The 12489-nt window shown below is 45.0% G+C and carries 11 protein-coding genes; 6 read left to right on the forward strand and 5 right to left on the reverse strand.

Translation table 11 applies throughout. From position 1 onward, the window contains the following. Window positions 1–91: 91 nt before the first annotated feature. Together H9L11_RS08400 and H9L11_RS08405 are read right to left on the reverse strand one after the other, a co-directional pair. Window positions 92–571 (reverse strand): DUF2780 domain-containing protein, encoded by a 480-nt coding sequence (locus tag H9L11_RS08400; protein ID WP_017820297.1) that lies wholly within the window; start codon window positions 569–571, stop codon window positions 92–94. 153 nt (window positions 572–724) lie between these two features. After that, the gene (locus H9L11_RS08405) at window positions 725–1345 is read right to left on the reverse strand and encodes an FKBP-type peptidyl-prolyl cis-trans isomerase (RefSeq protein ID WP_005383137.1); all 621 of its coding nucleotides are present in this window, start codon (window positions 1343–1345) and stop codon (window positions 725–727) included. 232 nt (window positions 1346–1577) lie between these two features. Between H9L11_RS08405 and H9L11_RS08410 the strand changes: the two genes are divergently transcribed. Next, complete coding sequence (locus H9L11_RS08410) at window positions 1578–2174, forward strand: LysM-like peptidoglycan-binding domain-containing protein (protein WP_140367209.1); 597 nt, start codon at window positions 1578–1580, stop codon at window positions 2172–2174. Window positions 2175–2265: 91 nt separating this feature from the next. On the opposite strand, the gene H9L11_RS08415 is transcribed toward H9L11_RS08410, so the two are convergent. Then, the gene (locus H9L11_RS08415) at window positions 2266–2727 is read right to left on the reverse strand and encodes a GNAT family N-acetyltransferase (RefSeq protein ID WP_205391097.1); all 462 of its coding nucleotides are present in this window, start codon (window positions 2725–2727) and stop codon (window positions 2266–2268) included. 142 nt (window positions 2728–2869) lie between these two features. Between H9L11_RS08415 and dbpA the strand changes: the two genes are divergently transcribed. Next, a complete protein-coding gene (gene dbpA, locus H9L11_RS08420; protein ID WP_005379583.1) occupies window positions 2870–4249 on the forward strand; it encodes an ATP-dependent RNA helicase DbpA in 1380 nt (459 codons plus the stop codon). Between the two features lie 54 nt (window positions 4250–4303). On the opposite strand, the gene H9L11_RS08425 is transcribed toward dbpA, so the two are convergent. Continuing rightward, window positions 4304–4882: a Crp/Fnr family transcriptional regulator gene (locus tag H9L11_RS08425; protein ID WP_205390688.1), complete on the reverse strand. Its 579-nt coding sequence runs from the start codon at window positions 4880–4882 to the stop codon at window positions 4304–4306. A 97-nt stretch (window positions 4883–4979) separates the two neighbouring features. Further along, on the reverse strand, window positions 4980–6941 hold the full coding sequence (cpdB, locus tag H9L11_RS08430) for a 2',3'-cyclic-nucleotide 2'-phosphodiesterase (protein WP_205390689.1): 1962 nt from the start codon (window positions 6939–6941) through the stop codon (window positions 4980–4982). 275 nt (window positions 6942–7216) lie between these two features. Between cpdB and cobA the strand changes: the two genes are divergently transcribed. The 4 genes from cobA (at window position 7217) to H9L11_RS08450 (ending at window position 12485) form a co-directional block, all read left to right on the forward strand. Further along, entirely contained in the window at window positions 7217–8092 is an 876-nt protein-coding gene (gene cobA / locus H9L11_RS08435) for a uroporphyrinogen-III C-methyltransferase (protein WP_031780800.1), read from the forward strand. A gap of 59 nt (window positions 8093–8151) precedes the next feature. Continuing rightward, the gene (gene cysD, locus H9L11_RS08440; RefSeq protein WP_005379592.1) at window positions 8152–9060 is read left to right on the forward strand and encodes a sulfate adenylyltransferase subunit CysD; all 909 of its coding nucleotides are present in this window, start codon (window positions 8152–8154) and stop codon (window positions 9058–9060) included. Window positions 9061–9078: 18 nt separating this feature from the next. Further along, the gene (gene cysN / locus H9L11_RS08445; RefSeq protein WP_017633444.1) at window positions 9079–10509 is read left to right on the forward strand and encodes a sulfate adenylyltransferase subunit CysN; all 1431 of its coding nucleotides are present in this window, start codon (window positions 9079–9081) and stop codon (window positions 10507–10509) included. Between the two features lie 251 nt (window positions 10510–10760). Beyond that, entirely contained in the window at window positions 10761–12485 is a 1725-nt protein-coding gene (locus tag H9L11_RS08450) for an SLC13 family permease (RefSeq protein WP_005379596.1), read from the forward strand. The last annotated feature ends 4 nt before the right edge of the window (window positions 12486–12489 follow it).

Genomic DNA, 12489 nt, shown 5'->3' on the forward strand with positions numbered 1-12489 from the left:
TGTATCTGTAATTCAGTAAACCTTTATATCCAGCCTGCATTTATTTCAAGCCATGCAGACTGGCAATTTAAAAAGTGATTATCACTTACGCTTATTTACTAGTATTCCACAACCCGCCCAACGAACTTAGAAGCCCTTCGCTAGCGCCTTGCTTGTTCAAGTAATCCAAGATTACTGGAGCAAACTGACTGATCATAGATGGGTCTAAACCTAACGTATCGAATGCACTTTTTACTGCACTGATATTCTCAATATTTCCTAGTAAGCTTTGTGCTCCTTGCAAGTTTGAAAGTCCAGGAATCAAAGACTGTAATTCACTACTATTTTCTTGCGAAAGCTGGCTTTGAGCCAAAGCGAGTAGCGCACCACTGCCTCCGGCTGCTTGCTCAGTGGATACTGGTAATTGGCTAGTTAGCATGTCTGTTAATGGAGATGACTCGGTGTTCAAGCTGCTGCCGACCATGTCCATCAGGCCACTTTCTTTACTTTTTTGAGTAACTGAATCTAAGAATGCGTGCGCACTACCAATGTTGATTGATAGGAGTGCTAGAGTTAGGAGTGTTTTACGCATAGTACCTCCAAAGGTTGAGCGTTTTTTAAAAGTGATTTTATTTTTAAAGGCTATCAGAGTGAAAGGTTCAGAGGTGAGAAAGTCTATTCAGTTTAGACAAAAAAACGGCGCTAGTGCGCCGTTTTATTTAATCATAATTGAAAATGGTTTCAATTAGATAATATCTAATAGTTCTACTTCGAAAACTAAAGCTGCAAATGGAGGGATAGCCGCACCAGCGCCACGCTCACCGTACGCAAGATCTTGTGGTACGTATAGCTTCCACTTAGAGCCAACAGGCATTAGTTGTAGTGCCTCTACCCAACCTTTGATTACGCCTGTAACAGGGAATTCAGCAGGTTGACCGCGAGATACAGAGCTATCGAATACAGTACCGTCAGTTAGCTCACCGTGGTAGTGAACGCGAACTGAGCTTTCTGCTGTAGGAACTGCACCAGTACCTTCAGAAATGATTTCGTACTGAAGACCAGAGTCTAGAACGTTAACTTCAGGTCGTAGAGCGTTGTCTTTTAGGAACGCTTCGCCTTCTGCTGCCGCAATTTTTGCTGCTTCTTGGCGAGCTGTTTCTGCACGAGTGTGAAGTTCTTGTAGTGCTTTGTTGATTTCATCAATTTCGATTGATGGCATGTCACCAGTTAGTGCTGTTGCAATACCCGCAGCGATAGCATCAACGCTAAGACCTTCAAGACCAGAGCCTGCAAGTTGCTGACCCATTTGCAGACCAATGCCGTAGCTTGCTTTTTGTTCTGCAGTTTCAAATTTAATTTCAGACATGAATGTCGCTCTTATTAGGAGTGATAAAGGCAACAGGATATCAGTTTCGAGCTTAGGTTTAAATGATTGCGACTGAATGCTTAATTGAGGCGGCCAGGTTGTGACTTATCTCTTACTCCAAGTGAAATTTCTGCTAATTTAATCCCAATTCCATTTTAGTTTGGTGAAAAATATATACTCTCCGCGTCGGTATTTTTATACTGGCCGTAGAAGTATTAAGGGACTCATTACAATGAATCGTCGCAGAAAGAAAAAGCAGCAAGTCGACTATGTCGAACTGGTTAAACAAAAATTCGCTGCTATCGACTGGAAGCAGCCGTTCAACAAAGAGCAATGGTTGGAGCGTACACAGCCTGTTAAGCAGTTTTGGTTGCGTCTGCCTAAATTTCATCAGCGTGCTTTGATGGTCTTAGTGCCATTGATTCTGGTACTCCTTGTTATTCCTTTGCCGAATAAAACAGACCAGCCAGTTGAGCAGACTGAGGTCGATCATCAACGCGTAGCGATTGAGCTGAACGCGCAGAGTTTAAGCCAGCAGAAAACCTCTCAGAACTCTGGACCGAAATCTGAAGACTGGAAAGAGTACACGGTTAAAAATGGTGATACATTAGCGCAGGTTTTCAGAAGTAATCAGCTCTCTATGGCGGATCTTAGCGCTCTGGTCAAAATAGAAGGCAGTGATAAGCCGCTAAGCCAAATAAAGCAGGGACAATTGATTCGCTTTAAGCTTAGTGACGAAGGTGAGTTAGATATGCTACAGCTGGAAAAAAGCGGGCGGTCCGTTATGTTTTTCCGTTTATCGGATGGGACCTTTGGACGTAACAAGTAAACGCTTCAAATGAAAAGACGCGAAGATATCGCGTCTTTTTAGTTAGTTTTTCATAGCGATTAGTTTTCATAGTAACCAATCGAGTTGAAGCTTATAGCGCTACGGATTCTTTCCGCATATCCACATGAGGGATACCATCTTCAAGATAGCACTCTGAGATAACCTTGAATCCATGACTAGCATAAAACTGGATGAGGTGTTCTTGAGCACCTATATCTATTGTCTGTCCTGGCCATAATGTTTCGCATTGTGCCAAGGCCTTGTCCAATAACTTATGACCTAAGCCACCGCCTCGCGCGGTCTGCTTTGTCACCACTCGACCAATACTCACATTGTCATACGTAGTGCCTGCGGGCAGTAATCTTGCGCAAGCAACCAGTTCGTCACCGTGATAGCCTATTAGATGATAAACACCTTCCAATGTGTCTTTGCCATCCAGTTCAGGATAAGGGCAGGTTTGTTCAACGACGAATACATCCACACGTAATTTCATCATTGTATACAATTGTGTGGTTGTCAGTTGAGCAAAGGGCAAAGTAATCCAAGTGAGCATGTTGTTATCCGTAATGAGAATAGAGTGACTGACTTTACTTTGTTTTGAGCTCATACTCATTAACAAAGGTTAATTAGCACTGGTTTTCCCACCAAATCTGGTGATAATGTGCCCTCTTTCCATCTCACCTGAGGATATCCCCGTGAGCAAACAAACATTCGATCAAGTTGGGCTGAACCCAGCGTTACTCGCCACACTTGATTCCCTGAACTATACCCACATGACGCCAATTCAAGCTTTGAGCTTGCCTGCAATCCTAAAACATCGTGATGTCATCGGGCAGGGTAAAACGGGCTCAGGTAAAACCGCTGCATTTGGTTTAGGGGTTTTATCGAACCTCAACGTCAAACGCTTTCGTGTCCAGTCATTAGTATTGTGTCCAACGCGTGAGCTTGCAGACCAAGTAGCGAAGGAAATTCGTACTTTAGGTCGCGGCATTCATAATATTAAAGTGCTTACTCTCTGCGGTGGGATGCCAATGGGGCCACAAATTGGTTCGTTAGAGCATGGTGCGCATATCCTAGTTGGTACACCTGGTCGTATTTTGGATCACCTTGAAAAAGGCCGAATTGATCTTAGCGAACTGAATACCTTGGTGCTAGATGAAGCTGATCGCATGTTGGACATGGGTTTCCAAGACGCATTAGATGCAATCATCGATGCAGCGCCAAAGCAGCGTCAAACTCTACTTTTCAGTGCTACTTTTCCAGAAAAAATTGAGCAAATTGCGCAGCGTATAATGCAGACACCGGAAGTGATTAAGGTGGAATCGACGCATGATACCTCAAGCATTGCGCAGTACTTCTATAAAGTTGAAGGCTCGGAAGCACGTGATGAAGCGTTGGCGAATTTGCTGCTGACTCACCAACCAGAGTCCGCGGTGGTTTTTTGTAATACCAAAAAAGAAGTTCAAAGTGTCGCAGATGAGTTGCATCACAAAGGATTCAGCGTTATCGATATCCATGGGGACTTAGAGCAGCGTGAACGCGACCAAGCATTGGTGCAGTTTGCTAACAAGAGTGTGTCTATCCTTGTTGCAACAGACGTTGCAGCGCGTGGTTTGGACGTTGATAATCTTGACGCAGTCTTTAACTTTGAGCTATCGCGCGATCCTGAGGTTCATGTGCACCGTATTGGTCGTACAGGTCGTGCGGGTAGTAAAGGTTTAGCGTTTAGCTTTTTTGGTGAGAAAGACGGTTTACGTGTAGCTCGTATTGAAGAATACCTAGAGATGGACGTGGTACCAGCAACATTGCCTGCCAAATCAAATCAGCAGCCATACCAAGCGAAAATGGTGACGATTAACATTGATGGCGGTAAGAAACAGAAAGTCCGACCGGGTGATATTTTAGGTTGTTTGACAGGAAAAAATGGTATTCCAGGCTCTCAAGTCGGAAAGATTCACCTATTCCCTGTGCGCGCTTATGTTGCCGTCGAAAAGTCTGTGGCTAAAAAGGCTCTACAGACCATTAGTAACGGCAAGATGAAAGGGCGCCAGTTCCGGGCGCGAATTCTTAAATAGCTAAAATAGCAGAGAAAAAGCTCTTCGTTTGAAGAGCTTTTTTCTTTTTTGAGTTTACTTGAGAGTGTGATCTTTAGTTAATCGCGCTTTGATTCGACTCAAACTGATTGGCGTAATGCCCAGGTAGGCCGCAACTTGACTATCGGTAATACGTTGCTTTAAATCTGGGTAATGAGCGCAAAATAATTGATATCGTTCTTCTGGAGAGTAGAGCAACATAAAGCGTTCTTTATTCTCTTTATTAACCAGTTGGTTTTCGAGTAGCTTTAAGTAAATGGCGTGCTTTTCTGCTCGCCAGTGATGCAACATTTCAATTGGCAAGCAAAATAGCTGACAAGCGCTCAGCGTTTCCAATAAGTAAGGCGAAGGTTGGTCCTTTATTATGCTCTCAAACCCGATAACCCAGTCCTTCTCCCAATAAAATTCTTTACTGAATTCTTTGCCGTGCTCCGTGAGATAGCTTGCGTGGCATAACCCCTCAATGATGAAGTAAAGGTGTGAGCTCAACTCCCCTTGGTGATTAAGAATGTGGCGTGTAGGCAGTTCGAGCAACTCACCATTTTCAATAAGTTGGTTTGCTTCTGTCTCTAAAAAGCCATGTTTGACTAAGTCTGAAAAAAGATCGCTGTGCATGTGATAACTCGGAAACGGTTTTCTTTATTTTAACGGGTTTTATTGATAACAAAAAAGCGGCTCATGAGAGCCGCTTAGTGTTGTTGTCAAATCAACCTTATTTATTCAGACCGATTTGATAAATTGCGAAACCAATGTCGTCTGTTGACACGCGTTTCATTGGGTATTGTCCTTTCTCTTTGATGAACTGCGCTGCTTTATCGCTAGGGGAGGTTTCGAAACGAATATCTAGCTTGTTATTGGACTTAATCGGTGCGAAAGACCAGTTGTTGTCAGCGCTTGGTGTCACTTCTCCTTTTTCTTCACTCACGCGAGAAATATAAGTGGCGACGACAGAGCGGTTTTCATCTGGTGCGTCAAATGCAATGAAATCTGGGCCTGTACCAGGGAAAGTATTGCTATATGCACGGTAGTTATTGGTTGCGATGATGAAATCTTGCTTCGGATTGACAGGCTTACCATTGAACGTCAGATTCACAATGCGCTGAGAATCTGGATTAATCACTTTACAATCCGCATCGTACTTCGGCGGTTGGGTAACGTCGATTTGGTAGTTAACCCCATCAATAACATCGAAGTTGTACGTACGGAAATTATCCCAATCAATCAAAGATTGCGGTTCAGGATTGTTGATGTCGATGTGGTTGAATTGACCCGCACTGCACTCTAGCCATTCGCGAACTTCTTTACCTTTCACTTTCATCGCAACCAAGGTGTTTGGATATAAGTAAAGATCGGCCGCATTACGGAAGGTGAGCTGACCGGATTCTACTTCTGTAAAGTTATTCGGATCGTTCTTACGACCGCCGACTTTAAATGGTGCTGCCGCACTCAGTACTGGAATGTCAGAAAGGTCTGGGTCGCCTTGAATAAAGCGTTCTACGTAGTCTTTCTGAGCAAGGTTAACGATTTGAATGGTGGGGTCGTCCTGCACTAATGCCAAGAAGCTGTACATGACATCATTTGCTTTGCCGATTGGTTGATTTACAAATTCACGAGTGCCTTTGTGATCTTCTTCTAACGCTTTCACAATATCTTCATCGGCTTTAGCTAATGACTTCTTATTTACTTTATCGAAGATAGGGCGTGCTTCTGCTTGGCCTTCGACGACTTGCCATCTGCCGTCTTTCTCTTTCAGCATCAAATCCATCACACCTACATGACTTCCCCAGCGACCCGGCATCACTGACGTCACACCATTGATGGTCCCTCTATCTATATCAACACCAGGTAGGTTTGCGAAGTCTTTCCCTGGGAAGACGGCGTGAGAGTGGCCAAAAGCAATCGCATCAATACCTTCAACTTCTGTGAGGTAGTAAACAGAGTTTTCTGCGCCTAGTTTGTATGGATCAGTAGAAATGCCCGAGTGTGGAATCGCCACAATCACGTCTGCGCCTTCTTTCTTCATTTGAGGAATCAGTTTCTCTGCTGTTTCCTTAATGTCTTTAGCAAAGACTTTGCCTTCTAAGTTTTTCTTATCCCACACCATAATTTGTGGTGGTACAAAGCCGATGTAACCCACTTTTATTTGATGCGCTTCGCCGTTTGTGTCTTTAAATGTGTGAGTTTTGATGAGGTAAGGCTTGAAGTAATGCTCACCGGTTTGTTTATCAAATACGTTTGCATTGATGTAAGGGAAGTTTGCACCCTTCAACGTCGTTTGTAGGAAATCTAAGCCATAGTTGAACTCATGATTGCCAATGTTGCCCACATCGTAGTCTAGCTTGTTCATCGCTTTGTAGACTGGGTGCACGTCGCCGGGATTAATCCCCTTTGCCGCCATGTAATCGCCCATTGGGCTGCCCTGAATTAAATCGCCGTTATCTACTAGTACCGTGTTTTCTGTCTCGGACTTAGCCTGTCTCACTATTGTCGCAGCGCGACTTAAACCGATTTGCTGTGATGGTTGGTCTTTGTAGTAATCGTAATCCATCACGTTGGTGTGAATGTCGGTGGTTTCGATAATACGAAGCTTGATGGTATCGGCCATTGCTGGGCCAGCAAGCGTTAGCATGCCACTTAATACTGCGAGGGAAATAGGATGAACTGCCACTTTCATTTGGTGCTCCAATTCAATGATAAGGGGAAATCGTACTGCGTAATGTATCAAACACAGGTGCAACTCGATGATAAAGATACAGAAAACTGTGAACATTAATCAGTTTACTGAACCTTATTCATATTAACCGCCGACTTTTTCACGCTTTTGAATGAGACCAAACAAAAACTTCTTAGCAGATTTTTGAATAAAAAATGAAATTTTAGAATTTCAGGTAATATAAACGCCCCGCCATAATGCTTGCATAACGATATCAATGGACGATGAGCAAGCACATGGCAACGAACGATTCAGTCACTTCTTTTCCTAAACCAAAGCCCCGGTTAGTTTCTGACAACCCAGTCGCTGGTGTTACTCGTTTTGCAAAGCAATCGCTACAGCCTGGTGAAGTCGCCTTAGTCGGTGCAGGACCAGGCGATCCTGAACTTCTGACGGTGAAAGCACTGAACTGCTTGCAGCAAGCTGATGTGGTTTTGTACGACTACTTGGTGTCTGAAGAAATCATGGCATTGATTCCAAGCGATACGATTTTGGTGTGCGTTGGGAAGAGAGCTGGGCATCACAGTGTGCCGCAGGAGAAGACGAATCAGCTTTTGGTGGATTTTGCCAAGCAGGGCTACAAAGTAGTGCGCATTAAAGGTGGTGATCCGTTTGTATTCGGTCGTGGTGGTGAAGAGTTAGAAGTGCTTGCTGATGCCGGCGTTCGTTTTCAAGTTGTCCCTGGCATTACCGCAGCAGCTGGCGCAACCGCTTATGCTGGTATTCCACTGACTCATCGTGATTATGCGCAATCGGCCATCTTTGTGACTGGCCACTTGAAAGAAGAAAGTGATGAGATGGATTGGTCCACGTTGGCGCGTGGGAATCAGACTTTAGTGATCTACATGGGGCTGATGAAATCACACTATATTCAGAATCAACTCATTAAGCATGGTCGTTCAGCGTCGACTCCGATTGCCATTATTGAGCGTGGCACGCAGATTCAACAAAAAGTATTTACGGGAGAACTCTCCCAACTCTCTGATTTATCGAAGGAAGCACAGTCGCCATCTTTGATTGTTGTCGGAGAGGTAGTGCGACTGTCTCAAAAGTTAGACTGGTTTTTGTCTAGTACTGAATTCAACAAAAGTGCTATTGCCAACTCCATATAATTTCAGACCAAAGATTAGAGACGTAATGCGCCTTCAAGCTTAAAAAGGAAATACAAAACATGGACCAACAACGTTTAACTCACCTTAAACAACTCGAAGCGGAGAGTATCCATATTATCCGTGAAGTTGCGGCTGAGTTTGATAACCCAGTCATGATGTATTCGATTGGTAAAGACTCATCAGTGATGCTGCACCTTGCGCGTAAAGCTTTTTACCCAGGTAAGATTCCATTTCCATTGCTGCATGTTGACACCGATTGGAAGTTCCGCGAGATGATTGAATTTCGTGATCGCACCGCGGCCAAATACGGTTTTGAGCTTTTGGTACATAAGAATCCAGAAGGTCTAGCCATGGGCTGTAGCCCGTTTGTTCATGGTTCTTCTAAGCACACTGACATCATGAAGACTCAAGGCTTAAAACAAGCGCTGAACAAGTACGGTTTTGATGCGGCCTTTGGTGGCGCGCGCCGCGACGAAGAGAAATCACGGGCGAAAGAGCGCGTGTATTCATTCCGCGATAAGAACCATACATGGGACCCTAAAAACCAACGTCCTGAGCTATGGAAGACGTACAACGGTCAGGTCAATAAGGGTGAGAGCATTCGTGTATTCCCACTGTCTAACTGGACTGAGCTTGATATCTGGCAATACATCTATTTAGAAAACATCGAGATCGTGCCGCTTTACCTCGCGGACAAACGCCCAGTTGTTGAACGCGATGGCATGCTGATCATGGTTGATGATGATCGTATGGAGCTTCAACCGGGTGAAGTGATTGAAGAGAAGAGTGTGCGCTTCCGTACCCTTGGCTGTTATCCATTGACCGGGGCCATCGAGTCTGAAGCAAACACTTTAACTGGCATTATCGAAGAGATGCTGGTGGCAACGTCGAGTGAGCGCCAAGGCCGAGCGATCGACCACGATCAGTCAGGATCGATGGAGCTCAAGAAACGTCAAGGTTACTTCTAAAGGATCTAAGGAAAGATAATGAACAGTGCAGTTGAAGCTCAATTAGCCGAGCTTGGTATCGAAGGCTATTTAACACAACACCAGTACAAGTCGTTACTTAGATTCTTGACTTGTGGCTCGGTGGATGACGGTAAAAGTACATTAATCGGTCGTTTACTCCATGACTCAAAACAAATTTATGAAGATCAGCTAGCGGCAGTGCACTCAGACAGCCAACGTGTGGGTACCACGGGTGAAAAGCCCGACCTTGCGTTGTTGGTCGATGGCTTACAAGCTGAGCGTGAGCAGGGGATCACGATTGATGTGGCTTACCGCTATTTCTCGACGCAGAAACGTAAATTCATAATTGCAGATACTCCTGGACACGAGCAGTACACACGTAACATGGCTACAGGTGCATCGACATGTGACTTAGCTGTGATTCTGGTTGATGCACGTAAGGGCATTCTCGATCAAACTCGTCGTCACTCTTTCATTTCCAACCTATTGGGCTTGAAGCACTTTGTTGTGGCGATCAACAAGATGGACTTAGTGGATTACTCCCAAGAGCGCTTTGAAGAGATCCGCGATGAGTATCTGAAGTTCTCTGAGAATCTGACAGGGGATATTGATATTCAAATCATCCCGATCTCAGCGCTTGAAGGGGACAATGTGGTGGATAAAGGCCAAAACCTGACTTGGTTTAAAGGCCCATCATTGCTTGAGCTTCTTGAAACGGTCGATGTGGATCAAGAAAAAGGCGCGGGTGAATTCCGCTTCCCTGTGCAATACGTTAATCGTCCTAACCTCGATTTCCGTGGTTTTGCGGGGACCATTTCTTCTGGTTCGATCAAAGTCGGTGATGCCATTAAAGCATTGCCATCGGGTAAAACGTCAACTGTGGCTCGTATTGTGACCTTTGATGGTGATATCGAAGAAGCTCGTGCCGGATTAGCTGTCACTCTGACGCTAAGCGATGAGATCGATATTAGCCGTGGCGACTTAATTGTTCTAGATAATGCTCAAGTGGAAACCACAAACCATTTGCTTGCCGATGTGGTGTGGATGACAGAGCAACCCCTGCAACCGGGTCGTGACTATGACATCAAAATCGCAGGTAAGAAAACCGTAGGTCATGTTGAAGCGATTCGTCATCAATATGACATTAATAATCTCTCGACTCATAGCTCGGCAGAGCTGCCATTGAATGGTATTGGTTTGTGTGAATGGTCTCTTAATGAGTCAGTCGCGCTGGACAATTATCAAGACTGTGCAGATACCGGTGGCTTTATCATTATCGATCGTCTGACAAACGTGACGGTTGGTGCTGGCATGGTTAAAGAGAGCCTCGCCGTGGTTGAGCGCGATTTGACGGACATCTCTGCGTTTGAAGTTGAGCTTAATGCGCTTGTCCGTAAACACTTCCCACACTGGGAAGCAAAAGACGTCAGCCAGTTTCTGAAAAAGTAACTGGCTTACCCAAGTACGATAATTTCAGGCTCTGTCTGCTGTTGTACTTGGGGCGTCGCTACCTAACTGAATTGCGAAATGTCGTTAGGTATTCTCCTAATACCAGAATGCTTCGGTGGAGCCCAAGAAAACCGAGCATTCTGATGTTCTTTTCGCTTGCGCTGATTTTTGTCTGTTTACTCGTTTGTCGGTGTTTCATGGATAAATGAGTCGTTGTTGTGCCCTTTGGGGCTATTTGGTAAGGAAAGGCTATGTGGGAACAAGGGTTTGTGTTAGCGATTTTGCTTGGCATTATCACTTGCTTGCTTGTCACGAAAATTAAGCCTAGTTACGTCTTTGCGGGTGCCGCTTTTATTGCATTCATGGCTGGGATGATGGATTCAGCCACCATCGCATCCAATTTTACCAACTCTTCATTGTTAACCCTGGTTCTATTGATTCTTGCATCCTGTGCTCTAGAAAAAACACTGTTGATCAGTTGGGTGAGCCGAAGTATCTCTGAGGGCCAGTTAGGCAGCGTGATTGCTAAGCTCGGTGTGTCGACCGCCTTGCTTTCTTCATTTACGAATAATACCGCTGTGGTTGTCTCATTGATTGGGGCGATTAAGCGTAATCAGCAGCATGCACCTTCGAAATTACTTATTCCCTTGTCTTACGCCGCCATTTTTGGTGGCACGTTAACTTTGATTGGTACGTCGACTAACTTAATCATCAACAGCTTTGTCGAAGACGCAGGCTTACCGAGCCTGAGCTTTTTTACACCTACGATGATAGGTTTGGCTGTGCTGGTGGGAGGGATGCTGATTCTTATCCCACTGAGCTACTTGCTACCGAATTATGATGATCAAAACCAAGAAGATTTACCTTACTTTCTTGAGTCTCGCGTTGAGCCTGGCTCACCGCTAGTTGGGCGTACGATCAGCGAGAATAATTTACGTGCGCTGCGCAAACTGTTTCTTGCAGAAGTGGTGCGCGATGGTGTTACTGTTTCTTCTGTGGGACCGGATTTTGTGCTCAATGCAAAAGACCGCCTGTTATTTTGTGGCGATGTTGAGAGCGTCGCGACCCTGCAAGAAATTCCGGGCCTCAAGTTGTTTGGTCAGCAGCACTTAAATGGGCAAAACTTTATCGAAGTTGTGGTGAGCTCGTCGGCGACGTTTTGCTACAAAACCCTCAAAGAGAGCCGATTCCGCGACCGATTCGATGCCGTTGTTGTGGCGATTCGCCGAGGCCACGAACGCCTAGAAGGTGGCTTGGGTAGTATTACCTTAGCGCCAGGAGACACGTTAGTTCTGGTTCCAGGAAAGCGTTTTGAGTCTGAACGCCGAGCTCATCGTAAAGAGTTTGTTTTAGTGCATGACTTGGACTCTAGCGCTCGGCTTGATACGAATAAGTCTTCCATTGTATTACTGGGCTTTGCAGCCGTAATTGGATGCGCTCTATTAGAGTTAGTGCCGATTATTAAAGGTCTAGCTGCGTACCTTATCGCGCTTATTGCGTTTGGTATTGTGCAGATTTCAGAACTGCGCCGCCGTTTTCCGATCGATATCGTCGTGATTGTCGGTTCCGCTTTGTCTATTGCTCAACTGATGATCTCTTCTGGATTGTCAGAACGAATGGGAGTGATGTTTATTGAAGCGTTTAATGGCTGGGGAGTATTTGGTGCCTTGGTGGCGACTTATATCATGACATTGGTACTCACTGAATTGGTGACAAACAATGCCGCGGCTGCGCTTTCTTTTCCTATCGGTTATAGCATGGCGGTGGGTTATGGCGTGGATCCGATGCCATTCATCATGGCGGTTTTGTTCGGCGCGAGTGCGAGCTTTATCTCTCCCTACGGTTACCAAACTAACCTGCTGGTGTACAGCGTAGGAAATTACAAATTGACCGACTACGTGAGAATTGGAGTGCCAATTTCGATTGTGTACTCTGTATTAGTACTTACTTTGATCCCGGTCTTTTTCCCGTTTTAATTCC

It is taken from the genome of Vibrio sp. sp1 (assembly GCF_016920955.1).
GTDB classification, from domain to species: domain Bacteria; phylum Pseudomonadota; class Gammaproteobacteria; order Enterobacterales; family Vibrionaceae; genus Vibrio; species Vibrio alginolyticus.

What these genes read in the sequence shown, in the direction of transcription:
- H9L11_RS08410 (WP_140367209.1), top strand. Translation starts at nt 1,578, where the DNA reads ATGAATCGTCGCAGAAAGAAAAAGCAGCAAGTCGACTATGTCGAACTG.
- cysD (WP_005379592.1), top strand. Translation starts at nt 8,152, where the DNA reads ATGGACCAACAACGTTTAACTCACCTTAAACAACTCGAAGCGGAGAGT.
- H9L11_RS08450 (WP_005379596.1), top strand. Translation starts at nt 10,761, where the DNA reads ATGTGGGAACAAGGGTTTGTGTTAGCGATTTTGCTTGGCATTATCACT.
- H9L11_RS08415 (WP_205391097.1), bottom strand. Translation starts at nt 2,727, where the DNA reads ATGCTCACTTGGATTACTTTGCCCTTTGCTCAACTGACAACCACACAA.
- H9L11_RS08405 (WP_005383137.1), bottom strand. Translation starts at nt 1,345, where the DNA reads ATGTCTGAAATTAAATTTGAAACTGCAGAACAAAAAGCAAGCTACGGC.
- cpdB (WP_205390689.1), bottom strand. Translation starts at nt 6,941, where the DNA reads ATGAAAGTGGCAGTTCATCCTATTTCCCTCGCAGTATTAAGTGGCATG.
- cysN (WP_017633444.1), top strand. Translation starts at nt 9,079, where the DNA reads ATGAACAGTGCAGTTGAAGCTCAATTAGCCGAGCTTGGTATCGAAGGC.
- cobA (WP_031780800.1), top strand. Translation starts at nt 7,217, where the DNA reads ATGGCAACGAACGATTCAGTCACTTCTTTTCCTAAACCAAAGCCCCGG.
- H9L11_RS08400 (WP_017820297.1), bottom strand. Translation starts at nt 571, where the DNA reads ATGCGTAAAACACTCCTAACTCTAGCACTCCTATCAATCAACATTGGT.
- H9L11_RS08425 (WP_205390688.1), bottom strand. Translation starts at nt 4,882, where the DNA reads ATGCACAGCGATCTTTTTTCAGACTTAGTCAAACATGGCTTTTTAGAG.